Genomic DNA, 25,733 nt, shown 5'->3' with positions numbered 1-25,733 from the left:
TGGAACAGGGGGCGCCCTCGGTCTGTGCGGCTCCCGGAAGGGTCCTGTGCGGCGCTCAGCGGGCCGCGGGGAGACGGGTGCTCACTTGGTGGTGAACTGGTGCAGCCCCGGCACCGTGAGCGTCCCGCCGAACTGGCCCGCCTGGACGACCTTCACCTTGGTGAAGTAGATCAGCGGGATGTTCAGCGGCGGCGGGTGCTTCGGGTCGAAGGTCACCGGGATCAGACCGAGCAGGTTGCCGGAGATGCTCTCGGTGTACATGATCGTCTGGCCACCGCGGATGGTGGACGTCGTGCCCTTGCCGGCCTGCACGTGGTAGGTCACGCCGGCCTGCTTGTCGTCGACCGTCTGGTGGAGGTCGCCGATGTCGGTGCCGTCGGAGATGACGTACTTCAGCACCTCCTTGACCTTGCCGTCGGCGGTCCGCACCTTGACGACGCCCTTGTAGTCGGCGCCCTTCAGCGTCAGCGAGCTGGCGTTCAGGTACCAGGGGTCGGAGGGCAGCGCGGGGATGCCCTTCTCGACGCCGCTCTCGTCGTCCGTGGCGACGAAGCAGTCGTCCAGGTCCGTGCTCTCGCTCGGGGACGGGCTCGGCGTGGCGGTGGCGTCGGCGGCGGTGTCCTTCGCCGTGTCCTCGGCGTCGTCGGCCTTGTCGGCCTTGCCGTCGGTCTTGTCGTCGGCGGTGCCGGTGACGTCCTTGGCGGAGTCCTCGACCTTGTCGGTGACGTCGACGGAGCCCTTGCCGTCCTTGCCGGAGTCCTTGTCGTCGCCCTTGTCCTCGCCGGAGCCGCCGTCCGCCGCCGAGGGCGAGGGGGACGGGCTGGTGGACGGGGACGGGGTGTCGCTCCCCGACTCCTTGTCGTCCGGCGTGAACAGGTCCTCGAGCGCGCTGCCGATGTCCTCCAGGACGTTGCCGTCGCTGCCGCTCTCCGGGGCGGAGTCCGACGCCGTGTCCGCGGCCGCCTTGTCGGAGGCCGCGTCGTCCGAGGCCGGCTTGTCGGAGGTGTCCGTCGGCGCGGAGTCGTCCCCCGTGTCCTTGTCGTCGGAACCTGAATCCGACGAAGAGGAGTCGTCCGAGGACGTGTCGTCGGAGGCGGAGTCGTCCGCGGCGTCGTCGCCCGCGGGCTTGTCCTCGTCCTTCGCCTCGTCGTCCGAGGAGTCGGCGCTCTCCGTGGCGGAGGCGGACGGCGTCGGGGTCGGGGAGGCGGAGGTGTCCTTGCCGTCCTCGGCGGCCTCCAGGGCCGTCACGCAGTCCTTGTACTCGTCGGCCGTCAGGCTCTTGGACGCGGGGTCCTCGGCGAGTGCCAGAGTGGGGGTGAAGCCCATGCCCATGAGGACCGCCGTAGGCATGGCCGCCAGGGCTATCGCCTTGCCCGCCGGCATGTTCAGCCGGGTGAGAAGGGGCTTCCTGGGTGCCGCGTGCCGCGGTCCGGATCTCGCACGGGACTCTCCCACCGAAGTCCCGTGGGTCACCTCGTCAGCCGGCACTGTGCCTCCCGTTCGTCCCGTTCGTGGGGGTGGTACCTGACAGGTCGTCGCCCTCGCCGTTCGCCGCCCCGCTCATGGAACCCGCTGTCGCGGGCTCGGGGGCGTCGCCCTTGTGCAGGAGGACCGCACCTTGCTGTGCCGTGTTCTCAGCCGTCGTGTTCCCGGCGGTCGCGTCCTGGGCGGCCCCGGCCTGAGCCGGGGTGCGGTACGTGGACGGCACCGTCGCCTCGTCGTGACCGGGCGCCCAGGCGATGGCCAGCGCACCGCCGATCAGGGCGAGCAGGAAGCCGAAGCCGAAGCCCCCGAGGTTGGAGACGGGGATGGACACGAGCGCCAGGAGGATCGCCGCCGTACCGGCGAAGGTGCGTACATGCCGCTGGAACCACAGGCTGACCCCGAGCACCACCAGCAGCACGCCGATGATGAGGGAGCCCGAACCGCCCGTCGTCGCCATGGCGAGTGTGAGGTGACCGAGCTGCAGGTTCGCGTACGGGAAGTACATGATCGGGAAGCCGCTGAGCAGTACCAACAGGCCCGCCCAGAAGGGACGGCTGCCCCTCCAGTCGCGGAAGCGCCGCCGGAGGACGCGGAGATAGTCTTCGTTCTGCCCCGTTGACTCGGCGCTCATGGACAACAGCTCCCTGGAACGGTGTTGCTGTGACAAGTTCACGTACGCCGAAGCGCGCGTACGGAATTCACGTACGGACTGCGCGTGCGCGGCGGAGCGCACGGCGCTGAGGGACGGGCGGGCGAAGAAGCACAGGCCCCCTCACCCGCCCAGGGAGTGCCTAGTAGCACTCCACCGTGCCCTTGTGGAGCGACATCTTCAGGTTGCTCAGCTTGAAGGTTCCGGCAGTGGTGGCCCACGCCGTCTGCTTCACGTCGGTCAGCGTGGCCGAGTCGGCCTGCTGGGCGAACCCGTAGGGGTTGGCCTGCTCCGAGCCACCCTTCATGCCCGGACCCTTGTTGGCGTCCTTGGCCGCCACACCGATGTCGATGCCGCGGAAGACGGCATCGGCCGAGAGGTCCTCGACGTCGATGTAGAGGTTCTCGGCCTCGACCTTCTTGCCGCCCGTACCGGCGGTCAGCTTGAGGCTGACGCTACCGAGGAACGGGACGCCCGGGGTGACGACCGACTGGCACATGTTGGTGATCGACGCGGACTTGAACGCCGAGACGGCGACGGGGTGAACCGTCTTCTCGCCCTTGAGGGTGTACCCCTCGTCGAGCGCTCCGTACTGCGAGAAGCCCGTACCGTCGAGCTGGTCAGCCGATACCTTGAACGACTGGCCCGACACACTGAACGACGCTGCGAGAGCACCCTGCGCGAGGGCGACACCTATCGCTGCCGTGGCGGCGACGCTGGGCACCATGACCACAGCGAACCGCTTCCATCTGGTCCCGCCACGCACCTGGGACTCCATATTTCCTCCTTCTCGGACGTACATCTCCTGACACCGACTCGCCCCCATAGGCACGGCGGCTCAGCCAGGCAGGGATGGGAGAAGTGCTACGTCCTCGGGAAGGAGAGCGCCCGCGCTCGGTGGCGCGAACAGCGCCCGAACTCACCGGCGATCACCCCCGAGCGACAACCACTGGTCGCGCCTGACACGCATCACGCACAACCTGCTGGACAGGCTCCACCCTCGGGCGGAGACCCCCCTGTCCAAGAGCAGGGCGCCACTGTCGCCCGCTCTACTCGGTGGGGACCCAGAAAACCCGTTGACCCGACTGGTTGGCGGGGTACGGGGAAGGACCGAGCGTCGCCGATCGTGGTGCATTCTCGCCGCCCCCGCAAGGGGGGTCGTTACTGGCTAGTAACGGACGGATAACCGAACAACGACCCATCGGCATCGACCAGCGACCCAGGGTGTCGCCGAGTGAGGTGACACATCGGCTGACAGATGGACAGAGTCCGACAGATCGACGAGATTCTCTTACTGCCAGTAACAGCGGCCGCGTTTACCAAGATTTGGCAAAACGCGGCCGCGGTGTCGCTGTGTCGCCAAATCTCTCACTCGCGCCACACACGTCCCGGCACTCCGGGACGAAGGCCCCCCGGCCCCCCGAACCCCCCCGCCCGGCGGAGCCGGCGCTCGGCCGGGACGGGGGTTCACCAGCGGGTCAGAACAGCGCCCGCGCCAGCGCGCGCCGCGCCGTGGCCACCCGCGGATCGTCACCGCCGACCACTTCGAACAGCTCCAGCAGCCGCGTCCGTACGGCCTCCCGGTCGTCCCCCGCGGTGACCCGCACGGTGTCGATGAGTCGACCGAACGCGTCCTCCACATGTCCGCCGACGAGGTCGAGGTCCGCCGCGGCGATCTGCGCCTGCGCGTCACCCGGGTTGTCGGCGGCCGCCTTGCGCACGTCCTGCGGGTCGGCTCCCTGGACACGCTGCAGCAACTCGGCCTGCGCGAGACCCAGTTTGGCCTCGGTGTTGCCCGGGTCGTCGCTGAGCACGTTCTTGTACGCCTGCACCGCGCCGCCGAAGTCGCCCGCGTCCAGGGCGTGCACGGCGGCTTCGAGCAGGTGGTCGTACGGGCCGGCCGGGATCTGCGGGGCCGCCTGGACGGGGGCGCCGGCCTCGGCGTCCGGGTCCACCACGAGGCCGGTGAGCCCGAAGCGCTCCTCGGCGACCTGCACGAGCTGGTCGAGGGTCGAGCGGATCTGCTGCTCGGGGGCGGCTCCCTGGAAGAGGGGCAGCGCCTGCCCGGCTACTACGGCGAACACAGCCGGGATCCCCTGGATACCGAACTGCTGCATCAACATCTGGTTGGCGTCGACATCGATCTTGGCGAGGACGAACTTGCCGGCGTACTCGACGGCCAGCCGCTCCAGCACCGGGCTGAGCTGCTTGCAGGGCTGGCACCACTCGGCCCAGAAGTCGATGACGACGGGCACTTCGGTGGACCGCTGCAGAACCTCGCTCTCGAACCCGGCCTCATCGACGTCGATGACCAGGTCGGCCGGGGAGACCGCCCCTCCGCCGCCCTGCCGTGCCGCTTCGGCGCGCGCCTGCTCCGCCTTCGCCTTGGCCTCCTGGGCCGCCTTCACCGCGGCGAGGTCGACGACTCCGCTCATGGACATGTTCCGTGGCTGCATGAGTACATCCTCCCCCTTCCGAGCACGCGGGTGAAAAGCGTCCCGAGAGCCAGGTGTCCGCCCCCGGCTTTCGCTACGACTCGTAGCGTAACTGCCCCGGACGCCTCCCTGCACCCCTCACTACCCACTCCGCAGTGATCTGTCTCACGCCACCACCCAGGATTTCGACAACGGCCGGATATGGTCGGCGGATGCAGAGCCGCACCCCCGCCTCCCGCGCCACGGGCGGCCGACCGCGCAGTGCCGCCGCGGACGCCGCGATCCTGGCGGCGACCCGGGAGGCGCTGGTCGACCTCGGCTGGTCGAAGCTGACCCTGGGTGACGTGGCCACGCGGGCCGGCGTCGCGAAGACGACGCTCTACCGCCGCTGGGCGGGCAAGAACGAACTGGTCGTGGACGCGGTCGCGGAACTCTTCGACGAACTGCGCCTTCCCGACCGGGGCAGCCTCGCGGCCGACATCGAGGGCGTCGTGCTCCAGTTCGCGGCGCTCCTGGCCCGGCCCGAGGCCAGGAGCGGCCTGATGGCGGTCATCGCCGAGTCCACCCGCGACGACGCCCTGCGCGAACGCATCCGCGCGTCCATCGTCGACCGCCAGAAACGCCTCGTCCTGGAGGGCCGCACCCGCGCCCAGACCCGCGGCGAACTGCCCCCCGAACCCGACCCCACCACCGCCTCCCGCACCGTCGACCTCATCTTCGACGTCGTGGCCGGCGCGGTGGTCCACCGCACCCTGATCAGCGCGGGCCCGGCGGACGAACAATGGGTACACGACTTCACCAGGCTGCTGCTGACGGGCCTGAACGGCACGGCAGCGACTCCGGCCGAGGACTGAGCAGGGGCGCGGGAACTGCGCGAACGGGGTCCGGGACGGAGCCCCGGGTCCGTGACGCCCACCGACCCCCACCCCGCCTGTGAAGCCCGCCTGAAGAAGCCCCGCTAGAAACCCGCCGGCTCCGTATACACCCCCCACTCCTCCCGCAACACCCCACAGATCTCCCCCAACGTCGCCTCGGCCCGCACCGCGTCGAGCATCGGTCCGATCATGTCGCCCCCCTCCCGAGCGGCGGCGACCATCGCGTCGAGCCCCGCCCGCACGGCCCCACCGTCCCGCCGCGCCTTCCGCCCGTCCAGCACCCGCACCTGCTCCCGCTCCACCTCGTGCCCGACCCGCAGGATCTCCAGATCCCCGGTCACCGACCCCTGGTGGACGTTGACCCCGACCACTCGCTTCTCCCCCTTCTCCAGGGCCTGCTGATACCGGAACGCGGCCTCCGCGATCTCCCCGGTGAACCACCCGTCCTCGATCCCCCGCAGGATCCCGGACGTCATCGGCCCGACCGGATGCACCCCGTCGGGACGCGCGCGCAGACCCCGCTCCCTGATCCGGTCGAAGATCTTCTCGGCGTCGGCCTCGATGCGGTCCGTCAGCTGCTCGACGTACCACGAACCACCCAGCGGATCGGCCACGTTGGCGACCCCGGTCTCCTCCATCAGCACCTGTTGCGTCCTGAGCGCGATCTCCGCCGCCCGCTCGCTCGGCAGCGCCAGCGTCTCGTCCAGGGCGTTGGTGTGCAGGGAGTTGGTCCCGCCGAGCACCGCGGACAGCGCCTCCACGGCCGTACGCACCACGTTGTTGTACGGCTGCTGCGCGGTCAGCGAGACCCCGGCGGTCTGGGTGTGGAAGCGCAGCCACTGCGCCTTGTCGGTCCGCGCCCCGTACACGTCCCGCATCCACCGCGCCCAGATCCGCCTGGCCGCGCGGAACTTGGCGATCTCCTCGAAGAAGTCGAGGTGCGCGTCGAAGAAGAACGACAGCCCCGGCGCGAACACGTCCACGTCCAGCCCACGGCTGAGCCCCAGCTCCACGTACCCGAACCCGTCCGCCAGCGTGTACGCCAGCTCCTGCGCGGCCGTGGCCCCGGCCTCGCGGATGTGGTAGCCGGAGACGGACAACGGCTTGTAGGCGGGGATCCGGGCCGCGCAGTACTCCATCAGATCGCCGATGAGGCGCAGATGGGGCTCGGGCGGGAAGAGCCACTCCTTCTGCGCGATGTACTCCTTGAAGATGTCGGTCTGGAGGGTGCCGTCGAGGACGGCCGGGTCGACACCCTGCCGCTCGGCGGCGACGACGTACATGCAGAAGACCGGGACGGCGGGCCCGCTGATCGTCATCGACGTGGTGACGTCCGCGAGCGGGATCCCCCGGAACAGCACCTCCATGTCGGCGGCGGAGTCGACGGCCACCCCGCAGTGCCCGACCTCACCGAGCGAGCGCGGATCGTCCGAGTCCCGCCCCATGAGCGTCGGCATGTCGAACGCGACGGACAGTCCCCCGCCCCCGTTGGCGAGGATCGACCGGTACCGCTCGTTCGTCCCCTCCGCGTTCCCGAACCCCGCGAACTGCCGGATCGTCCAGGTCCGCCCCCGGTAGCCCGTCGGATACAGCCCCCGCGTGAACGGATACTCCCCCGGCCATCCGATCCGCTCGAAGCCCTCGTACACGTCCCCGCCCCGGGGCCCGTACACGGGCTCCACCCGCTCCCCGGAAAGGCTCGTGAAGTCCCCCTCCCGCTTCCGGGCGGAGTCATAACGTGCCTGCCAGCGTCGGCGTCCCTCTTCGATGGCGTCAGCGTCCATGCCTCCAATTTACTAGGACGTCCTAGTAAACGCCGGGGACGCGGGCCGGGACGCGCGCGCGGGGCACCGAAAAGCACCCGTTACGCTCGACGCCATGAAGAAGAGCGTCTTGACCCGCTACCGGGTGATGGCCTACGTCACCGCCGTCCTGCTGATCCTGCTGACGGCGGGCGTGATCGGGAAGCGTCTGCTGGACCTGGACGGCTTCGACAGCTTCGTCACGGTGGTCGGCTTCGCGCACGGCTGGCTGTACGTGCTGTACCTGGTCTTCGCCTTCGACCTCGGCAGCAAGGCGAAGATGCCGCTGGGCCGCCTCGCCTGGGTGCTGCTCGCCGGCACCGTCCCCACGGCCGCCTTCTTCGTGGAACGCCAGGTGAGCCGCGAGGTCGAGCCGCTGATCATCAAGGAAGCGGTCCCGGACCCCGCCGCGGCCTGAGCCGGGACGGACCCGAGGGCGCTCGGCCTGCCGTTGCCAGAAAATCCGCCCGTCGACGGGGGCGGTCAGCTCTCCTCGAAGTCCCCCGCGGCCACCCGCAGCGGTCGCAGCATCGCGAAGATCTCCGCGCATTCCTCGGCGTCGTAGGCGCCCAGGCCGAAGTCCATGGACATGAGGTCGCGGGTCGCCGCGTCGCAGACCTCACGGCCCTTGTCGGTGATGGAGGCGAGGGTGCCGCGGCCGTCGTTGGGGTTGGGGCGTTTGTCCACGAGGCCGGACCTCACCAGACGGTCGACGGTGTTCGTCACCGACGTGGGGTGCACCATCAGCCGCTCGCCGATCTTGGACATCGGCAGCTCGCCCTTCTGGGAGAAGGTGAGCAGCACGAGGGCCTCGTAGCGCGCGAACGTCAGCCCGTACGGCTTGACCACCGCGTCGACCTCCGCCAGCAGGATCTGCTGGGCGCGCATGATCGAGGTGATCGCGGCCATGGACGGGACGCTTCCCCAGCGCTGCTTCCAGTGCTCGTCGGCGCGCGAGATGGGGTCGAAGGAGAGGCTGAGCGGCTTCGGCACGGCATCGACCTTACCGGCCGGTCACATGCTGGTCAGCCCCGTCTCGCCTTTCGGTACACCTGGCCCCCGCACCACCGCTTCCGGCCGACGTCCAGACCCCTGCGGTCAGCCCTTCCGGACCTCATCGCCCCGCGGTCTTCCGGAGGTGGTGACGGACCGCCCGCTGGGCCACGGGTCCCAGACCGTCGAGCGCGGCCGCGAGCGCCGCGAGCTGTTCGAGCGCGCCGAGGGCGGCCTCCGCACCCTCCGGATCGACCCCCTCGTACAGCTCAAGACCCACGAACGACGCCGCCACGGCCCGGGCCAGCCCGCCCGCGTCCGCGAACTCCCCGAGCGGCGAGCCCGACAGGACCCGCCGCAGCACCCCCTCCACCTCCGTGATCCACAGCTCCAGCCCCGCCGCCGTGGCCGGCGCCAGCCGCGGCTGGGTCTGCGCCCCCGCGAGAAGCTGCCCCAGCACGGCCACATGCCCCTGCGCCCGCTCCTCCGCGTGCATCTCCCGCCCGAAGGCCAGCAGTTCGCCGAGCGAGCCGATCGCCGCCAGCCGCTCCCGGTGGCGGGCGACCCGCTGCTCGGCCCCGAACCGGCAGGCCGCCGCGAGGAGTTCGTCCACGGACCCGAAGTGGTAGAAGACGAGCGCCTGGTTCACCCCGGCGGTGGCGGCGATCGAGCGGGCGGACGTCTTGGCGATCCCCTGCTCGACGAGCGTGCGCAGCGCGCCCTCCAGCAGCTTCGCCCGGGTCGCCTCGCTCACGCCCGCGCCTCCTCACGGACCGGCCGCAGCCCCGCCCGGACCCCGCGCACCCGGACGTCCTCGTAGGTCGCGGCGAACGACCCCTCGTAACCGAAGAGCGGCCCGAAGTGCCGGTTCACCACCCGCACCCGGATCCGGAAACGCCCCGTCCGCTCGTCGAACCGCTCCCGCACATCCGCCTGGCCGCCGACGAGTTCCGGGACCCGGACGTCGACGGGCCCCTCCCGGAACCGGTGTTCCCCGGAGCGGATCAGCAGCGACCCGTCGGCCTCCGCGCCGAAGTACAGGTCGCTGGCCAGGTGCTGGTGGGTGCCGAGATAGTCGAGGACACGGTCGCCCTTCGGGCTCAGCACCATCTGGGCGTCGAACCGGCGGGAGCGGCCGGGCAGGTCGAAGGTACGCACGAAGGTCACCGTCTCACGCCCGAAGCGGTCGGCGTACGGCACGTTCTCGATGGTGAAGGGGACGTTCCGCCCCTCGCGCGGGACCAGGATGTTGCGGGTGCCGCCGAGCGCGAGGAACGGCTTCACCAGGCCCCGGCCGTGCCAGATCCGTTCCATCGTGCCCCGGCCGGTGCAGGCCTCACCGCTCGCCAGCCCCACCGAGAAACGGCGGCGCAGCTCGGGATGGAGCCGGTCGAAGTCCGCGCCCATGACCGTCCGGAAGATCGAGGACGGAGAGGAGGGAGAGGAGGGAGAGGAGGGAGAGGTCCTCGCAGCCGTTCCGTGCATGGCGGCTATCCCTTCAGGGTCGCGAGCAGACGCGGCGCACGCGCGCGCGGGGGCGGGGTCCGCAGACAGCGGCGGGCGGACGGGGTGCCGGGCAGCGGGGGCACGATCAGGGCGGCCAGGACCGCCGACACGGCCAGGACCGGCGTGGCGAACAGTGCCAGGGGAGCGAGGGGTCCGGCCGGGTCCACCAGCGCCCCGTACGCCAGCCCCGCGCAGGCGGCCACGATCGTCAGCGCGCGGACGGCGGCCTCGGCGAGCCAGCGCCGCAGGGCCCGCTCGGGGGTGATGTCCCGCTCCAGCCAGAGGCGCAGGCGGTCGAAGGACCAGGCGGTGGCCCAGCCCATGAGCGGGCGGAACAGCAGCCGGTCGGCGAGGGCGCCGGTGCGGCCCCAGCGGGGGCGGTAGTCGTAGCCGGTGAGGAAGCGGACCCCGTCGCCGTCGGGTACGTAACGCCAGTAGCCGCTGCCCTCGGCGATCAGGGAGAGGGGGTGCGGGGAGGCGAACCGCAGCGCCGAGGTCCGGGTGCCGTCCGGCCGCTCCCGCTCGCCGGCCGAGATCCCGGTCCCTGCGATCGCGAGGCCTGGCAGGACGCGGGTGGCGTACCGGAAGTGCTGCGGCTCGCCCTGCGCGCGCGGGAGGTAGCGGATCTCGGTGAAGCGCAGGTCCCAGCGCTGATGGCGGGCCGGGTCCTGGCTGCGTGCCCACAGCTCCTCCAGATCGGCCCGTACCCGTACCTCCACATAGAGCCCCATGCCCGTTCCCCCAGGTCGGTGACGTTTTTGAGCGACTGCTCAACCCCTCTGGCACAGGACGGTACACGGTTTTGAGCGATCGCTCAAACAGCGGGCGCGCAAAAAACCCCGGCCCACAAGGACCGGGGTCTCGCGGCAGCGGGACGGCGGCTACGCCGACAGGTGGCGCTCCACCGTCTCCACCTTCGACGTGAGGCCGTCCGTCACACCGGCCCGGATGTCGGCCTTGAGGACGAGCGAGACGCGGGGCGCGCGCTCCTCGACGGCGGCGACGGCGCGCCGCACGACGTCCATCACCTCGTCCCACTCACCTTCGATCGAGGTGAACATGGCGTCGGTCCGGTTCGGCAGACCGGAGTCACGGACGACCCGGACGGCGTCGGCGACGTACTCACCCACGTCCTCGCCGACGCCCAGCGGGGTCACGGAGAAGGCGACGATCACGCTTTCACGGCTCCTTCGCTCTCGTCGCCGCGCGCGCGGGACGCGAGCGCCACGCCGACCGCGCTCTCGGCCTCGCGGCGGAGCCTGCGGTCGGCGAAGAAGCCACCGGTGGGCAGGACGGAGAGGGCGAAGTAGAGCGCGGCGGTCTTCAGCGGCCACTTGGTGCGGTTCCAGGCGTCGGCCCAGAAGAGCAGGTACAGGAGGAAGAGGACGGCGTGGACCCAGCCCATCACCGGCACCGCGTTGAACTCCGTGGTGCGCTTGAGCACCGAGCACACGAGCAGCAGCAGGAAGGAGACGGCCTCGGGGGCGGAGACGAGGCGCAGGCGGCGGAGGGCGGAGGCGGTCTGTATGTCCACGGGTCACCTTCGGTGAGGTCGGCGGGGTCGGCGGGTGGAGTCGTCGCGTCGCCCGGGGATCCTTGTGAAAGGAAGCACAAGCGACGTCCATTCTGGCATCCGCCGACCTCCGGATGTCCCAGGGGTCCCTTGAGGGTCGAGATCCTCCTCTGGGACCTGTCCTGTCCCCCCTTCGGCCGGTTACCGTCACCCCGTGGCAATGTTCCGACTTCAAGGCAGCAAAGTGCTGGCCGTCGACATGACCGGGGACGCCGTGAAGGCGAAGACCGGCTCGATGGTCGCCTACGACGGTCAGATGTCGTTCAAGAAACTGAGCGGCGGCGGTGAGGGTCTGCGCGGGATGGTGACGCGGCGCCTCACGGGTGAACAGATGACGTTGATGGAGGTGACCGGCCAGGGGACCTGTTGGTTCGCGGACCGGGCGTCCGAGATCAACCTGGTGAATCTTCAGGGGGACAAGCTGTTCGTGGAGTCGAGCAATCTGCTCGCGACGGACTCCGGGCTGCGGACGGGCACGAGCTTCACGGGGCTGCGCGGCGCCTCGCAGGGCAACGGCCTGTTCACGACGACCATAGAGGGCCACGGCCAGGCGGCGATCATGTCCGACGGCCCGGCGGTGGTGCTGCGGGTCAGTCACCAGTACCCGCTGACGGTCGACCCGGGGGCGTACATCGCGCACCAGGGCAATCTCCAGCAGTCCTTCCAGTCCGGCGTGACGTTCCGCACGCTCATGGGCGAGGGCGGCGGCGAGGCCTTCCAGATCCGCTTCGAGGGCGACGGACTCGTCTACGTCCAGCCCAGCGAGCGCAACACGGTGGCGGGAGACGTGTGACATGGCCTTCCGTGAGATCAACTCGAAGATGATCGAGGCGACCGTGATGCCGGGCCAGCGGCTGTTCAGCCAGCGCGGCGCGATGCTCGCCTACAAGGGCGAGGTGTCCTTCACTCCGAACGTGCAGGGCGGTCAGGGCGGTATCGCCTCGATGATCGGCCGCCGGGTGGCGGGCGAGGCGACCCCGCTGATGACCGTCGAGGGCAGCGGCACGGTGCTGTTCGGGCACGGCGGCCACCACATCCAGGTGATCAGCCTGACGGGCGAGACCCTGTACGTGGAGGCCGACCGTCTGCTGGCCTTCGACGGCACCCTCCAGCAGGGCACGATGTTCATGGGCTCCCAGGGCGGCGTCATGGGCATGGTGCGCGGCCAGGTGACGGGCCAGGGCCTGTTCACGACCACCCTCAAGGGGCACGGGGCGGTCGCGGTCATGGCGCACGGCGGGGTCATCGAGGTGCCGATCACCCCCCAGCGCCCGGTCCACGTGGACCCGCAGGCGTACGTGGCGCACCACGGCGACGTACGCAACAAGCTCTCCACCGCGCTCGGCTGGCGCGACATGGTGGGCCGGGGCTCCGGCGAGGCGTTCCAGCTGGAGCTGAGCGGCAGTGGTGCGGTGTACGTCCAGGCCTCGGAGGAGAAGCTGTGAGCATGTACGGGGCCCCGGTCGCCGGCCCGACCGTCTTCGACCCGATGACGCTGCCGTCCGACGACAACGTCAACAACTACACCTTCTGCGTGGAGCTCAAGGGGAGCCAGTGGTTCCTGCAGAAGGGCAAGATGATCGCCTACTACGGCCAGATGGAGTTCAACGGCATCGGGCACGGCCGTTTCGGCGGTCTCGTCCGTACGTCGTTCCATTCGCCTCTGCACGCGAGCGACTGGGTCGTGGCGGAGGGGTCGGGCAAGATGCTCCTCGCCGACCGGGCCTTCGACGTCAATTCGTATGACTTGGAGGACGGCAACCTGACCATTCGCTCGGGCAATCTCCTCGCTTTTCAGCCAAGTCTCGCGCTCAAGCAGTCGATCGTTCCGGGCTTCCTGACCCTCATCGGAACGGGCAAGTTCGTGGCGGCCTCCAACGGCCCGGTGGTGTTCATGGAACCCCCCATCCGGGTGGATCCGCAGGCCCTGGTCGGGTGGGCCGACTGCCCCTCGCCCTGCCACCACTACGACCACGGCTACATGGCGGGTCTCATGGGCGGTCTACGTGCGATGACGGGCCTCGGCGGCGCCTCCGGGGAGGAGCACCAGTTCGAGTTCGTCGGGGCGGGCACGGTCCTGCTCCAGTCCTCCGAGACCCTCATGGCCGAGCAGGCCACGGGCGTGGTTCCGCACGAGCCGGGCGTACCCGGTGGCGGTGGGGTGCCCGGTCACCACGGACAGCCGGCGGGGGCACCGCGCCTTCCCGGACAGCTGGGGGACCTCCAGCGTCGCTTCGGGCTGTGAGCGGTAGTCTGCGGAGTGTGACGTCGAACGTGTGCGCGTTGTCATGCTCCACCCCCGTAAGACCCGACCTGTCCGTACGACCGGAACGACCCCACCCTCACTAGTTCGCCTTTCAACATTTTAGGTAGACTTCATTCATGGAGACCGAAACGGCCACACGCTGGCTGACCGATGCGGAGCAGTGCGCCTGGCGCACCCATCTGGACGTCAACAGGCTGCTGACCCACCAGCTCGAAAGGGACCTGCAGCCGTTCGGCCTGACGATGAACGACTACGAGATCCTGGTGAACCTCTCCGAGTCGGAGGGCCGCCGGATGCGGATGAGCGACCTCGCCGCCGCCACCCTCCAGTCCAAGAGCCGTCTCTCGCACCAGGTCACCCGCATGGAGAACGCGGACCTGGTGCGCCGGGAGAACTGCGAGTCCGACCGGCGCGGACTGTTCGCCGTGCTGACGGAGCACGGCCTGGAGACGATGCAGCGGGTCGCGCCGCATCATGTCGCCTCCGTACGACGGCACTTCATCGACCTGCTGCCGGAGGAGTCGCTGGAGGAACTGCACAAGTCGCTGACACCGATCGCGGATCACCTCCGGAGCCATCGCGGCAGGCCGTGACCCTCCTTCGGTGAGACGCCGGGGACCGCGGCCTCAGCTTCGGCCGCGGGTCCCCCGTCGCCGCTCGCGCCCCCGGGGCGGAGCCTCCTGTGTCGCCGCCCCGCGCCCCTGGCTCTCGCGGGGCAGCCGGAGTTCGAACAGCGCTCCCCCGCCGGGCGCGTCCCCGATCGTCAGGGTGCCCGAGTGGCGCAGGGCGATGTCCCTGGCGATGGCCAGGCCGAGGCCCGCGCCGCCGTCGTCCCTCGCCCGGGACTCGTCCAGCCGGACGAAGCGTTCGAAGACCCGCTCGCGGTCGGCCTCGGGGACGCCCGCGCCGTCGTCCGTGACCTGGAGAATCGCCCACTGCGGGGTGGTGCGCAGGGTGACGGCGACCCGGTCGTGGGCGTGACGGCGGGCGTTGTCCAGGAGGTTGCCGAGGACGCGGCAGATCTGGGTGCGCGAGCCGCGCAGTTCGACGGACTCCTCGCCGTCCCAGGTCACGCCCTCCCGGGACGCCACCTCCTCCCGTACGACCTCCGCCAGGTCGAACCGCGCCTCCGGCGGCGGCTTCTCCCCCGCGTCCAGCCGGGCGAGCAGCAGCAGGTCGGCGGCGAGGCTCTGCAGCCGTACGGTGTCCTCGACCGCCCCCTCCAGATCCAGCAGCTCCGGGTGTGCCGCGCCCACTTCGAGCTGGGTGCGCAGGGACGCGATCGGGCTGCGCAGCTCGTGCGAGGCGTCCGCGACGAACGCCCGCTGCCGCTCCACGGAGGTCTCCAACGCGGCCAGCGTCTCGTTCGTCGTCCGCGCCAGCCGGGCGATCTCGTCGTGCGTGTCCGGCTCGGGGACGCGTCGGGAGAGGTCCTCGGAGGCGGTGATGGCGGCCATCTCGGACCGGATGCCCTCCACGGGGCGCAGCGCCCGCCGGGTGACGGCGTACGTCACCCCGCCGACGGTGAGCAGCAGCAGCGGCAGCCCGATGAGCATCGTGGTCAGCGTGGTGCCGACGGCGTCCTCCTCGGTGGAGAGCGGGGCGCCCGCGTAGACGGTGAGCGGCACGCCGGCGGGCGTGACCACGTCGACGGCGGCGAACCGGTAGTCCGCCGTCACCCCCTCGACGGTCGCGGTGCCCTCGCCGTACCAGGTCTCGTCGGCGACCTCGCGGGCGCCGAGCGTGCCGTCGTCCTCGGCGTCCCGGTCGCCCTCCGCCCGGTCGTCGGCGTCGTCGTTGCTCTCGGAGTTCAGCCGGTCCGAGGCGACGGCGGTCACGTTCATGCCCTCGACGTCCTCGCCGACCACGACGGGCTTCTCCGCGCGGTCCAGGACCTCGACGGGGTTCTCGTCGCCGTCCGGCAGCCTCAGCTCGTCGTAGGCGAACCCGTTCGCCAGCGCCGAGGCGGCGTTGCGGGCCACGGAGTCGGCCTCGGTGTCCGCCTTGTCGACGAGGGTGAACCGCAGCGAGAGCAGGACGGCGGTGCCCGCCGCGACCAGGGCGACGGCGACGACGACGGTCGCGGCGAGGGTGGCGCGGGCCCGCACCGAACCCAGGCGGCGTCTCACGGGCGGGCCTCCAGTCGGTAACCGGCCCCGCGCACGGTCTTGATGAGCGTGGGGCCGAGCTTGCGGCGCAGGGTGCTGATGTAGACCTCGACGATGTTCGGATCGCCGTCGTAGGCGAAGTCCCAGACGTGCTCCAGGATGTCGGCCTTCGAGACGACCTCACCGGCTCTCAGCACGAGCTGCTCCAGGACGGAGAACTCCTTGGTCGTGAGGGTGATCTCCTCCTCGGCGAGGAACACGCGCCGGGCGGCGGTGTCGAGCCTCAGCTCGCCGACCTCGTGCACGGGCGAGGCGCCGTCCGAGGCGTTGCGCCGCCGCAGCAGCGCCTTCACCCGGGCGACGAGGACGACGTAGGAGAACGGCTTGGTCAGATAGTCGTCGGCGCCCGTGTCCAGGCCCTCCGCCTCGTCGTACTCCCCGTCCTTCGCGGTGAGCATCAGGATCGGTACGTCGTGGCCGGCGGCGCGCAGGGCGGCGCACACGCGGTAGCCGTTCATGCCGGGCAGCATGATGTCGAGGATCACGAGGTCGTACGCCCCCTCGCTCGCCCGGTGCAGGCCCTCGACTCCGTCGTGGACGACGTCCACGGCGTACCCCTCGGCCGTCAGCCCCTTGGCCAGCGACACCGCGAGCCGCTTCTCATCTTCCACGATCAACAGGCGCATGCCTTCAGCTTGGCAAACCGAACCTGAAGCGGTCTTCAGGGGGCTTCAGGTCCGCTTCAGCGTCGGTCCGCCAGATTGGTCCTCGTCGAAAGCAGACGAGGCCGACAAGCCGCCTGCAACCGGCGAGATCATCCGTAACTGGTTGCAGCCAGTCGCATTCTGGAGGAAACCCATGAAGCGCAACATCGTCATCGCCACCCTCACGGCCGTCGCGCTGATCGGCGGCGGCACCGCGACCGCCATCGCGGTGGCGGGTGACGACGAGGCGCCGGCGAAGAAGACCGTGTCGGTGGCGAACGACGACAACGACCGCGACGACGTCAACGACCCGGACGACCGCGACGACTCGGCCCGGGACAAGGCGGAGGACAGGGCCGAGGACAAGGCCGCCCGCGACACGGACCAGGACGCCGAGGACAAGGCCGAGAACGCCGCCGAGGCGAAGGCGGGTCAGGTCACGGCCGCCGACGCGATCGCGAAGGCCCTGAAGCACAAGTCCGGTACGGCGGTCTCCGCCGACCTCGACGACGAGGGCACGACCCTGGTGTGGGACGTCGACGTGCTGACCGACGGCGGCAAGTGGTTCAGCGTCCAGGTCGACCCCGGCAACGGCAAGGTCCTCGGCTCGCACGCCGACCGCGACGACGACGGTGACGACGCCGCCGAGACCCGGCAGATCCGCGCCGCGCTGAAGGGCAGCGAGGTGACCGCAGCGGAGGCCGCCGAGGCCGCCGCCGCGAAGGGCACCGTGACCTCCGTCGACCTCGACGAGGAGAGCACGGACCGGGCGTGGGAGGTCGACACCACCGCCGCCGACGGCACCGGCAGCGACTGGAGGGTCGCCCTCGACTCCGGCAAGCTCACCGCCGACCGCACCGAGGACTGACCTCCCGCACCCTTCGGCCACCAGGCTTCACTCTCCCCCCACAGGTAGGGGCACCCGGCGCATGGCACCGGGTGCCCCTACCGCCGTTTCAGCCGGATTCCCCCGCCGTACGGAGCCCGAGGCCGACGGCGGTCGCCGCGAGCAGGGCCGCGCCGCCCGCGAGGGCGAAGCCGAGGGCCGGGGGGAAGTGGGCCACCAGCAGGCCCGAGGCGGCCGCGCCCGCCGAGATACCGGCGTTCACGGCCGTGTTGACCCAGGCACCGGCCTGGGTACGTGCGGTGGACGGGGCGGAGGCGTCGGCGACGAGGTACGCGGTGGTCAGGGCCGGTGCGACGAAGAGGCCGGCACAGACGACGGCGCCGGTGAGTGCCGCGAGGTTCGGGGCGAGCCCGGCGGCGGCGAGGGCGAGGCCGAGGCCTCCCGTGAGCAGCGACAGCCGTACGCGGGCGCCGGAGCGCCACTCGATCGCGCCGTACGCCAGGCCGCCCACCGCGCTTCCGGCGGACAGCGCGGCGAAGATCCAGGCCACGACGGTGTCCCCGCGCCCCTGATGCTCGGCGAAGGCCAGCACCAGCAGGTCGAGTGCGCCGAGCGACAGGCCGACCCCGCCGGCCGCGACGACGGGCGGCACGATCCCGGTCACCGTCCGGGGCGTCCGTTTCCGGGCCCCCTTCTGCGGCGCGGGCGCCCGCCCCGGCACACGCGCCACGGCGGGGGAGGTCACGAACCCGAACGTTCCCGCCACGACCAGCAGCGCCGCCACGGCCACGGCGGCGGCCGGGGCGGCGACCTGCACGATCCCGCCCACCACCAGCGGCCCCGACACGAACAGCAGTTCCTCCGCGACCCCGTCGAGGCTGTACGCGCGCCGCAGCAGCCCCGGGTCCGGGGCGATCTCGCTCCACACCGTCCGCATCGTCGGGCCGAGCGGCGGCGTACAGGCCCCCGCCGCCACCGCGACGGCCCCCAGCACCGGCCCCGACGCCCCCGGCCGCCAGCTCGCCACGGCCAGCGCCCCGAGCAGCGCGGCGTACAGCGAGGCCATGGGCAGCAGCGCGCGGCGGGGGCCGAAGCGGTCGACGAGCGCCGCGCGCACGGGCGACAGCAGGACACTGGTGGCCCCGAACAGGGCCATCACCGTGCCGGCGACGGCGTACGACCCGGTCGTCCGGGTCACGGCGAGCAGCACGGCGATGGACACCGTGCCGTAGGAGAGCCGGCCGACGAGCACGGCGGCGAAGGTGCGGCGGGCGTACGGGATGCGGAGCACCGAGGCGTACGACGGCCGCGGAATGGTCGCGGACATGCGAAATGTTCCTCACCTGGAGGCGAAAAGGGGGACACCGATGTCCCGCGCGGCGACGACACGTCGCCGGCGGGAGGGTCCGCCTCTACGCACGGTGAAGGAACATGCGGGCAAACTAGCAGCCGCCCACGACACGGCCCAGGGGATTTCGGGTGGGTGCGGGGCGGGCGACGGCCGGGCTCAGCCCTCCGTCAGGCCCGCCACCAGTTCGTCCGCCGCCCGGTACGGATCCAGCTCCCCCGCCACGATCCGCTCGGCGAGAGCCGACAGGCGGCGATCGCCGTGCAGGTCCCCGATCCGCTCCCGCAGCGCGGTCACCGCGATGGTCTCCACCTCGCGCGCGGCCCGGGCCCGCCGGCGGTCCGCGAGGACCCCGCGCTCCTCCATCCAGGCCCGGTGCTTCTCCAGGGCCTGGACGACCTCGTCGATCCCCTCGGCCCGCGCCGCGACCGTCTTGACGATCGGCGGGCGCCAGTCCCCGGGACGGCGGGACTCGCCCAGCCCCAGCATGTGGTTCAGCTCGCGCGCGGTCGCGTCGGCGCCGTCCCGGTCGGCCTTGTTGACGACGTAGACGTCACCGATCTCCAGGATTCCGGCCTTGGCCGCCTGGATGCCGTCCCCCATGCCGGGCGCCAGCAGCACCACGGACGTGTCCGCCTGCGAGGCGATCTCCACCTCGGACTGGCCCACGCCGACCGTCTCGACCAGGATCACCTCGCACCCGGCCGCGTCCAGCACCCGGATCGCCTGCGGGGCCGACCACGCCAGACCACCCAGATGGCCGCGCGTCGCCATCGAACGGATGTACACGCCGGGGTCGGAGGCGTGCTCCGACATCCGGACCCGGTCGCCGAGGAGGGCGCCGCCCGAGAAGGGCGACGAGGGGTCGACGGCGAGCACGCCCACCCTCCTCCCGGCCCGCCGGTACGCCGTCACCAGCGCCGACGTGGACGTGGACTTGCCCACGCCGGGCGAGCCGGTGAGACCGACGACGTACGCCCCGCCGGTCAGCGGGGCCAGCGCCGCCATGACCTCACGGAGCTGCGGGGACGCCCCCTCCACCAGGGAGATCAGCCGGGCCACGGCCCGCGGCCGGCCTTCCCGGGCCTGGGCCACCAGAGTGGAGACGTCCTGCATCACAGCTCCGTTCACGAGGAAGGCCGTACGTCGTGCACCGAGGCTCAGGCCTTGGGCACCCGCACGACCAGCGCGTCACCCTGCCCGCCGCCACCGCACAGCGCGGCCGCGCCGACACCGCCGCCGCGCCGCTTCAGCTCCAGGGCCAGGTGCAGGACGAGACGGGCGCCGGACATGCCGATGGGGTGCCCGAGGGCGATCGCGCCACCGTTGACGTTCACCTTTTCCGGGGAAACGCCGAGGTCCTTCATTGACTGCACGGCGACCGCGGCGAAGGCCTCGTTGATCTCGATCAGGTCGAGATCGGCGACGTCCAGGCCGTCCTTCTTCAGGGCGTGCAGGATCGCGTTCGAGGGCTGCGACTGCAGGGAGTTGTCCGGGCCCGCGACGTTGCCGTGGGCGCCGATCTCGGCGAGCCATGTGAGGCCCAGCTCCTGCGCCTTCTCCTTGCTCATGACGACCACGGCCGCCGCGCCGTCGGAGATCTGCGAGGCCGACCCGGCCGTGATCGTGCCGTCCTTGGCGAAGGCCGGCCGCAGCCTGCCGAGGGACTCGGCGGTCGTCTCGCCGCGGATGCCCTCGTCCTGGCTGAAGACGACCGGCTCGCCCTTGCGCTGCGGGATCTCCACCGGCGTGATCTCCGCCTCGAAGAGGCCGTTCTTCTGGGCGGCGGCGGCCCGCTGGTGGGACAGGGCGGCGATCTCGTCCTGCTCGGGGCGCAGGATGCCGAGGCGCGTGTTGTGCTTCTCCGTGGACTCGCCCATGGCGATGTTCTCGAAGGAGTCCGTGAGCCCGTCGTGCGCCATCGCGTCGAGCATCTGGATCGCCCCGTACTTGTAGCCCTCACGGGACTTCGGGAGCAGGTGCGGGGCGTTCGTCATGGACTCCTGGCCGCCGGCCACGATCACGTCGAACTCGCCGGCGCGGATCAGCTGGTCGGCCAGGGCGATGGCGTCGAGGCCCGAGAGACAGACCTTGTTGATCGTGAGCGCGGGCACGTTCATGGGGATGCCCGCCTTGACGGCGGCCTGGCGCGCCGGGATCTGCCCGGCCCCGGCCTGGAGCACCTGGCCCATGATCACGTACTGCACCTGGTCGCCGCCGATGCCCGCGCGGTCCAGCGCGGCCTTGATCGCGAATCCGCCGAGGTCGGCTCCGGAGAAGGACTTCAGCGAACCGAGCAGTCGTCCCATGGGCGTACGGGCGCCCGCGACGATGACCGAGGTCCTGCCGTTCGTTCCAGTCATGAGGTGCGATCCCCTTCCAGCTTGCACAGCCGAGAAGTGAGTGAACGAGGGTTTACTTCGAATGTACTGAGTGGCACTCCGTGCCGTCACCGGGCTGTCGGTGTGATCGCGCGCACGTTGCGTAACCGGCGCCGGGGCGCTGCACTGACACCATGCTGACGCGAATCGACCACATCGGGATCGCCTGTTTCGACCTGGACAGGACTGTCGAGTTCTACCGGGCCACCTACGGCTTCGAGGTGTACCACTCCGAGGTCAACGAGGAGCAGGGCGTGCGCGAGGCCATGCTCAGGATCAACAGCACGGACGACGGCGGCGCCTCCTACCTGCAGCTCCTGGAGCCCACCCGCGAGGACTCCACCGTCGCGAAGTGGCTGGCCAAGAACGGCGAGGGGGTCCACCACATCGCCTTCGGCACGGCGGACGTCGACGGCGAGGCGGCCGCGATCAAGGACAAGGGCGTACGCGTCCTGTACGAGGAGCCGCGCATCGGCTCCATGGGGTCACGGATCACGTTTCTGCACCCCAAGGATTGCCATGGCGTACTGACAGAACTGGTCACTTCGGCGCCAGTTGAGTCACCTGAGCACTGACCCCCGTACATATGGGCCGGTAGGGTTGGGGTCGGCCGTCGCCTTCGAGGGGGACGGCCCGGGTTCCGCCGCCTTCCGACGAGCGGGATCCAAGGGCACCGCGGCGATCCATCAGCGGCTGCCCGAGGGCCGGGGTCCAGGTTTCGGGGGACGAGGGTGAGGGCGGCAGCCCGTGCTCCGCCGTTGATCTGACACCATTCCCCGGGGGGCACCGTTCGGCGGTTGGACGGAGCCCGTTTGCCAGAGGTTGCGACCAGGGGACGGATGGGACCGCGCAGTGCGGGGCTACGAACGCCAGGAGCGAGAGCCGGCGGCTGACGTCGACCACCTCTCTCGGTTCGAGGCCGAGATGGAGCGGCTGAAGACCGAGCGGGAAAAGGCGATCCAGCACGCCGAGGACCTCGGCTACCAGGTCGAGGTGCTGCGCGCCAAGCTGCACGAGGCGCGCCGCACCCTCATGTCCCGGCCCGCCTACGACACCGGGGGCGACCTCGGGTACCAGGCCGAGCAGATGCTCCGCCAGGCCCAGATGCAGGCCGACCAGCTGCGCACGGACGCCGAGCGCGAGCTGAGCCAGGCGCGGGCGCAGACCCAGCGGATCCTGCAGGAGCACGCCGAGCAGGCCGCGCGGCTCCAGGCGGAGCTGCACCAGGAGGCCGTCACCCGCCGCCAGCAGCTGGACCAGGAGCTCTCCGAGCGCCGCCAGACGGTCGAGTCGCACGTCAACGAGAACGTGGCGTGGGCCGAGCAGCTGCGCGCCCGCAGCGAGGCCCAGGCCCGCCGGCTCGTCGACGAGTCCCGCGCGGAGGCCGAGCAGGCGCTGGCCGCCGCCCGCGCCGAGGCCGAGCGGCTCGCCACCGAGGCCCGCCAGCGGCTGCAGAGCGATGCCGAGGCCGCCCGCGGCGAGGCCGACCAGATCCTGCGCCGGGCCCGTGCCGAGGCGGAGCGGCTGCTGAACGCGGCCTCCTCCCAGGCCCAGGAGGCCACCGAGCACGCCGAGCAGCTGCGCACCTCCACCGCCACCGAGTCGGACTCGGCCCGCCGTCAGGCCTCCGAGCTGAGCCGGACCGCCGAGCAGCGCATGGCGGAGGCCGAGACGGCCCTGCGCGAGGCTCGCGCCGAGGCCGAGAAACTGGTCACGGAGGCGAAGGAGAACGCGGCCAAGGCCGTCGCCGGCGCCGAGTCGACCAACGAGCAGCGCACGCGTACGGCCAAGGAGCAGGTCGCCCGGCTGGTCACGGAGGCCACGAAGGAGGCCGAGGCCACCAAGGCGGCCGCCGAGGAAGCCGTCGCGGACGCCAGGGCCCAGGCCGAGAAGATCGTCGCCGAGGCCTCCGAGAAGGCCCGCTCGATCACGGCGGAGGAGTCCGCCTCCCAGCTCGCCAAGACGGCCAAGACCGCCGAGGACGTGCTGAACAAGGCGTCCGAGGAGGCCAGGAGCACCACCAAGGCCGCCGTCGAGGAGGCCGAGCGCATCCGCGCGGAGGCCGAGGCCGAGGCCGACCGGCTGCGCGCCGAGGCCCACGACCTCGCCGAGCAGCTCAAGGGCACGGCGAAGGACGACACCGAGGAGTACCGCGCCAAGACGGTCGAGCTGCAGGAGGAGGCGCGCCGGCTGCGCGGCGAGGCCGAGCAGCTGCGCTCCGACGCGGTCGCCGAGGGCGAGCGGATCCGCTCCGAGGCCCGGCGCGAGGCCGTCCAGCAGATCGAGGAGGCGGCCAAGACCGCCGAGGAGCTGCTCGCCAAGGCCCGCACGGACGCCGACGAACTGCGGCAGACGGCCACCGCGGACAGCGAGAAGGTCCGCACCGAGGCCATCGAACGCGCGTCCACGCTGCGCCGCCAGGCCGAGGAGACCCTGGAGCGCACCCGCAAGGAGGCCGAGCGCTACCGCGCCGAGGCCGCCGAGCAGACCGAGGAGCTGAAGGCCGAGGCCGAGCGCGCCGCCCGTGAGCTGCGCGAGGAGACCGAGCGGGGCGTCGAGGCCCGCAAGGCCGAGGCCGCCGAGGAACTGACCCGACTGCACACCGAGGCCGAGGGCCGTCTGGCCTCGGCCGAGGAGGCGCTCGCCGACGCCCGCGCCGAGGCCGAGCGGATCCGCCGCGAGGCCGGCGAGGAGAGCGACCGGCTGCGTTCCGAGGCCGCCGAGCGCATCCGTACGCTCCAGGCGCAGGCCGAGGCCGAGGCCGAGCGGCTGCGCGACGAGGCCGCGGCCGACGCGTCCGTGTCCCGCGCCGAGGGCGAGTCCGTCGCCGTACGGCTGCGCTCCGAGGCCGCGGCCGAGGCGGAGCGGCTCAAGTCCGAGGCGAAGGACACCGCCGACCGGGTACGGGCGGAGGCGCAGGCCGCGGCCGAGCGACTCGCCACGGAGGCCTCGGAGACCCTGGCCGCCGCGCAGGAGGAGGCCGCCCGGCGCCGCCGCGAGGCCGAGGAGCTGCTCGGCGCGGCCCGGCAGGAGGCCGACCAGGAGCGCCGTCGGGCCCGCGAGCAGAGCGAGGAGCTGCTGGCCTCGGCGCGCACCCGCGTGGAGGAGGCCCAGGCCGAGGCCGTACGGCTGGTCGAGGAGTCCGAGCGGCGCGCCGGCGAGATGGTGTCGGCGGCCGAGCAGCACGCCCAGCAGGTGCGGGAGTCGGTCGCCGGGCTGCACGAGCAGGCCCAGGAGGAGATCGCCGGGCTGCGCAACACCGCCGAGCACGTGGCGGACCGTATGCGCCGGGAGGCCGAGGAGGAGTCCGACCGGGTCCGCGCCGACGCCTACGCGGAGCGGGAGCGGGCCACCGAGGACGCCAACCGGGTCCGCCGGGAGGCGCGGGACGAGACGGACGCCGCCAAGGCGCTCGCCGAGCGCACGGTCGGCGAGGCCATCAGCGAGGCGGAGCGCATCCGTTCGGAGGCGTCCGAGCACGCCCAGCGGGTCCGTACGGAGGCCTCGGACGCCATCGCGCGGGCCGACCAGGACGCCTCGCGCACCCGGGCGGAGGCCCGCGACGACGCCAACCGCATGCGGTCGGACGCGGCCACCCAGGCCGACACCCTCATCACCGAGGTGACGGCCGAGGCGGAGCGGCTGACGCGGGAGACCAACGAGGAGGCCGAGCGCGTCCGGGCCGAGTCCGTCGCCAAGGCCGACCGACTGATGGGCGAGGCCACCGACGAGGCCGAGCGGCTGCGGGCCGAGGCCGCCGCGACGGTGGGCTCCGCACAGCAGCACGCCGAGCGGGTACGGGCCGACGCCGCGCGCGTGCGGGCCGAGGCGGAGGCGGAGGCCGACCGGCTCATGGCGCATGCCCGTGAGGAGGCCGACAACACGCTCGACGCGGCCCGCAAGGACGCCAACAAGCGGCGCTCCGAGGCCGCCGAGCAGGTCGACACGCTCATCACCGAGACGGCGGCCGAGGCCGACAAGCTGCTCGCCGAGGCGCAGTCGCAGGCCCTGAAGACCACCGCGGACGCCGAGGGGCAGGCCGACTCCATGGTCGGCGCGGCCCGCCAGGAGGCCGACCGGCTGGTCGCCGAGGCGACCGTCGAGGGCAACTCCACGGTGGAGAAGGCCCGCACGGACGCCGACGAGCTGCTGGTCGGGGCGCGCCGGGACGCGACCGCCATCAGGGAGCGGGCCGAGGAGCTGCGGGACCGCATCACCGCCGAGATCGAGGCGCTGCACACACGGGCCCGCCGCGAGGCCGCCGAGACGATGAAATCGACCGGCGACCGCTGTGACGCGCTCATCAAGGCGGCCGAGGAGCAGTTGGAGAAGGCGACGTCGAAGGCCAAGGAGATCGTTTCCGAGGCCAACTCCGAGGCGGGCAAGGTCCGTATCGCCGCGGTGAAGAAGGCCGAGGGTCTCCTCAAGGAGGCCGAGCAGAAGAAGTCCACGCTCATCCGCGAGGCCGAGGAGCTGAAGGCCGAGGCGATCCGCGAGGCGCGCCGCACGGTCGAGGAGGGCAAGCGCGAGCTGGAGGTGCTGGTCCGGCGCCGCGAGGACATCAATGCGGAGATCTCCCGTGTCCAGGACGTCCTGGTGGCGTTGGAGTCTTTTGAGGCCCCGTCGGGCGGCAAGGACGGTGGAGTCAAGACGGGTGCCACGGCGGGTGCGACCCGTTCGGGTGGCAAGTCGTCAGACGGCTAGCGATACCGAGGCGTTGCGGGTATATGCCCGCCCCTCCTCGGGCGCTACGGACACCTG

At 71.6% G+C, this 25,733-nt stretch carries 25 protein-coding genes; 9 read left to right on the top strand and 16 right to left on the bottom strand.

The window, feature by feature from the left end:
* Window positions 1-81 precede the first annotated feature (81 nt).
* The 4 genes from H4687_RS32150 to H4687_RS32135 all read right to left on the bottom strand — a co-directional run bounded on the left by H4687_RS32150 (window position 82) and on the right by H4687_RS32135 (window position 4,590).
* On the bottom strand, window positions 82-1,383 hold the full coding sequence (locus H4687_RS32150; RefSeq protein WP_046918302.1) for a hypothetical protein: 1,302 nt from the start codon (window positions 1,381-1,383) through the stop codon (window positions 82-84).
* Between the two features lie 94 nt (window positions 1,384-1,477).
* Complete coding sequence (locus H4687_RS32145; RefSeq protein ID WP_046918303.1) at window positions 1,478-2,116, bottom strand: DUF6114 domain-containing protein; 639 nt, start codon at window positions 2,114-2,116, stop codon at window positions 1,478-1,480.
* A gap of 160 nt (window positions 2,117-2,276) precedes the next feature.
* Window positions 2,277-2,912, bottom strand: a complete 636-nt coding sequence (locus H4687_RS32140) for a DUF6230 family protein (protein WP_046918304.1) — start codon at window positions 2,910-2,912, stop codon at window positions 2,277-2,279.
* A gap of 700 nt (window positions 2,913-3,612) precedes the next feature.
* Complete coding sequence (locus H4687_RS32135; RefSeq protein ID WP_005480146.1) at window positions 3,613-4,590, bottom strand: tetratricopeptide repeat protein; 978 nt, start codon at window positions 4,588-4,590, stop codon at window positions 3,613-3,615.
* 191 nt (window positions 4,591-4,781) lie between these two features.
* On the opposite strand from H4687_RS32135, the gene H4687_RS32130 reads away from it, so the two are divergent.
* Complete coding sequence (locus H4687_RS32130) at window positions 4,782-5,423, top strand: TetR/AcrR family transcriptional regulator (protein WP_050399648.1); 642 nt, start codon at window positions 4,782-4,784, stop codon at window positions 5,421-5,423.
* Between the two features lie 104 nt (window positions 5,424-5,527).
* Here H4687_RS32130 and H4687_RS32125 read toward each other — a convergent pair whose 3' ends face one another.
* Complete coding sequence (locus H4687_RS32125) at window positions 5,528-7,228, bottom strand: acyl-CoA mutase large subunit family protein (RefSeq protein WP_050399647.1); 1,701 nt, start codon at window positions 7,226-7,228, stop codon at window positions 5,528-5,530.
* A 94-nt stretch (window positions 7,229-7,322) separates the two neighbouring features.
* Between H4687_RS32125 and H4687_RS32120 the strand changes: the two genes are divergently transcribed.
* Window positions 7,323-7,664: a DUF3817 domain-containing protein gene (locus H4687_RS32120; RefSeq protein WP_046914801.1), complete on the top strand. Its 342-nt coding sequence runs from the start codon at window positions 7,323-7,325 to the stop codon at window positions 7,662-7,664.
* A gap of 65 nt (window positions 7,665-7,729) precedes the next feature.
* On the opposite strand, the gene H4687_RS32115 is transcribed toward H4687_RS32120, so the two are convergent.
* The 6 genes from H4687_RS32115 to H4687_RS32090 all read right to left on the bottom strand — a co-directional run bounded on the left by H4687_RS32115 (window position 7,730) and on the right by H4687_RS32090 (window position 11,279).
* Window positions 7,730-8,239: a MarR family winged helix-turn-helix transcriptional regulator gene (locus tag H4687_RS32115; protein ID WP_046914800.1), complete on the bottom strand. Its 510-nt coding sequence runs from the start codon at window positions 8,237-8,239 to the stop codon at window positions 7,730-7,732.
* Between the two features lie 121 nt (window positions 8,240-8,360).
* The gene (locus tag H4687_RS32110; protein WP_046914799.1) at window positions 8,361-8,993 is read right to left on the bottom strand and encodes a TetR/AcrR family transcriptional regulator; all 633 of its coding nucleotides are present in this window, start codon (window positions 8,991-8,993) and stop codon (window positions 8,361-8,363) included.
* Window positions 8,990-9,724: a DUF4166 domain-containing protein gene (locus H4687_RS32105; protein WP_046914798.1), complete on the bottom strand. Its 735-nt coding sequence runs from the start codon at window positions 9,722-9,724 to the stop codon at window positions 8,990-8,992. The genes H4687_RS32110 and H4687_RS32105 overlap by 4 nt, the downstream gene beginning before the upstream one ends.
* A gap of 5 nt (window positions 9,725-9,729) precedes the next feature.
* Window positions 9,730-10,476, bottom strand: a complete 747-nt coding sequence (locus H4687_RS32100) for a hypothetical protein (RefSeq protein ID WP_046914797.1) — start codon at window positions 10,474-10,476, stop codon at window positions 9,730-9,732.
* Between the two features lie 150 nt (window positions 10,477-10,626).
* Entirely contained in the window at window positions 10,627-10,920 is a 294-nt protein-coding gene (locus H4687_RS32095) for an MTH1187 family thiamine-binding protein (protein WP_046914796.1), read from the bottom strand.
* A complete protein-coding gene (locus H4687_RS32090) occupies window positions 10,917-11,279 on the bottom strand; it encodes a DUF3817 domain-containing protein (RefSeq protein WP_005480169.1) in 363 nt (120 codons plus the stop codon). Before H4687_RS32090 ends, H4687_RS32095 begins: the two co-directional genes overlap by 4 nt.
* Before the next feature lie 199 nt (window positions 11,280-11,478).
* On the opposite strand from H4687_RS32090, the gene H4687_RS32085 reads away from it, so the two are divergent.
* The 4 genes from H4687_RS32085 to H4687_RS32070 all read left to right on the top strand — a co-directional run bounded on the left by H4687_RS32085 (window position 11,479) and on the right by H4687_RS32070 (window position 14,177).
* Complete coding sequence (locus tag H4687_RS32085; RefSeq protein WP_046914795.1) at window positions 11,479-12,111, top strand: AIM24 family protein; 633 nt, start codon at window positions 11,479-11,481, stop codon at window positions 12,109-12,111.
* 1 nt (window position 12,112) lies between these two features.
* Window positions 12,113-12,763: an AIM24 family protein gene (locus tag H4687_RS32080; RefSeq protein WP_005480172.1), complete on the top strand. Its 651-nt coding sequence runs from the start codon at window positions 12,113-12,115 to the stop codon at window positions 12,761-12,763.
* A 2-nt stretch (window positions 12,764-12,765) separates the two neighbouring features.
* On the top strand, window positions 12,766-13,563 hold the full coding sequence (locus tag H4687_RS32075) for an AIM24 family protein (RefSeq protein WP_046914794.1): 798 nt from the start codon (window positions 12,766-12,768) through the stop codon (window positions 13,561-13,563).
* A gap of 137 nt (window positions 13,564-13,700) precedes the next feature.
* Window positions 13,701-14,177: a MarR family winged helix-turn-helix transcriptional regulator gene (locus H4687_RS32070; RefSeq protein WP_005480174.1), complete on the top strand. Its 477-nt coding sequence runs from the start codon at window positions 13,701-13,703 to the stop codon at window positions 14,175-14,177.
* Between the two features lie 33 nt (window positions 14,178-14,210).
* Here the strand turns inward: H4687_RS32070 and H4687_RS32065 are convergent, their stop codons facing one another.
* Both H4687_RS32065 and H4687_RS32060 read right to left on the bottom strand, forming a co-directional pair.
* Window positions 14,211-15,713 carry a sensor histidine kinase gene (locus tag H4687_RS32065; protein ID WP_046914793.1) on the bottom strand — a complete coding sequence of 501 codons (1,503 nt, stop codon included), beginning with the start codon at window positions 15,711-15,713 and terminating at the stop codon, window positions 14,211-14,213.
* Entirely contained in the window at window positions 15,710-16,378 is a 669-nt protein-coding gene (locus tag H4687_RS32060; protein ID WP_046914792.1) for a response regulator transcription factor, read from the bottom strand. The genes H4687_RS32065 and H4687_RS32060 overlap by 4 nt, the downstream gene beginning before the upstream one ends.
* Window positions 16,379-16,550: 172 nt before the next feature.
* Here H4687_RS32060 and H4687_RS32055 point away from each other — a divergent pair, with 172 nt between their 5' ends.
* The gene (locus H4687_RS32055; protein WP_046914791.1) at window positions 16,551-17,264 is read left to right on the top strand and encodes a PepSY domain-containing protein; all 714 of its coding nucleotides are present in this window, start codon (window positions 16,551-16,553) and stop codon (window positions 17,262-17,264) included.
* Between the two features lie 88 nt (window positions 17,265-17,352).
* Here the strand turns inward: H4687_RS32055 and H4687_RS32050 are convergent, their stop codons facing one another.
* The 3 genes from H4687_RS32050 to H4687_RS32040 form a co-directional block, all read right to left on the bottom strand.
* The gene (locus H4687_RS32050) at window positions 17,353-18,570 is read right to left on the bottom strand and encodes an MFS transporter (RefSeq protein WP_046914790.1); all 1,218 of its coding nucleotides are present in this window, start codon (window positions 18,568-18,570) and stop codon (window positions 17,353-17,355) included.
* Window positions 18,571-18,750: 180 nt separating this feature from the next.
* Window positions 18,751-19,707: a methylmalonyl Co-A mutase-associated GTPase MeaB gene (meaB, locus tag H4687_RS32045; protein WP_046914789.1), complete on the bottom strand. Its 957-nt coding sequence runs from the start codon at window positions 19,705-19,707 to the stop codon at window positions 18,751-18,753.
* Between the two features lie 44 nt (window positions 19,708-19,751).
* On the bottom strand, window positions 19,752-20,954 hold the full coding sequence (locus tag H4687_RS32040) for an acetyl-CoA C-acetyltransferase (RefSeq protein WP_046914788.1): 1,203 nt from the start codon (window positions 20,952-20,954) through the stop codon (window positions 19,752-19,754).
* A gap of 152 nt (window positions 20,955-21,106) precedes the next feature.
* On the opposite strand from H4687_RS32040, the gene mce reads away from it, so the two are divergent.
* Complete coding sequence (gene mce, locus H4687_RS32035) at window positions 21,107-21,547, top strand: methylmalonyl-CoA epimerase (RefSeq protein WP_046914787.1); 441 nt, start codon at window positions 21,107-21,109, stop codon at window positions 21,545-21,547.
* A 277-nt stretch (window positions 21,548-21,824) separates the two neighbouring features.
* The gene (scy, locus tag H4687_RS32030) at window positions 21,825-25,676 is read left to right on the top strand and encodes a polarized growth protein Scy (protein ID WP_046914786.1); all 3,852 of its coding nucleotides are present in this window, start codon (window positions 21,825-21,827) and stop codon (window positions 25,674-25,676) included.
* Window positions 25,677-25,733 lie beyond the last annotated feature (57 nt).

Source organism: Streptomyces stelliscabiei (assembly GCF_014873495.1).
GTDB lineage: Bacteria > Actinomycetota > Actinomycetes > Streptomycetales > Streptomycetaceae > Streptomyces > Streptomyces bottropensis.
Note: the sequence above shows the minus strand (reverse complement) of the source record. Positions and strands in the feature narration are given on the sequence as shown.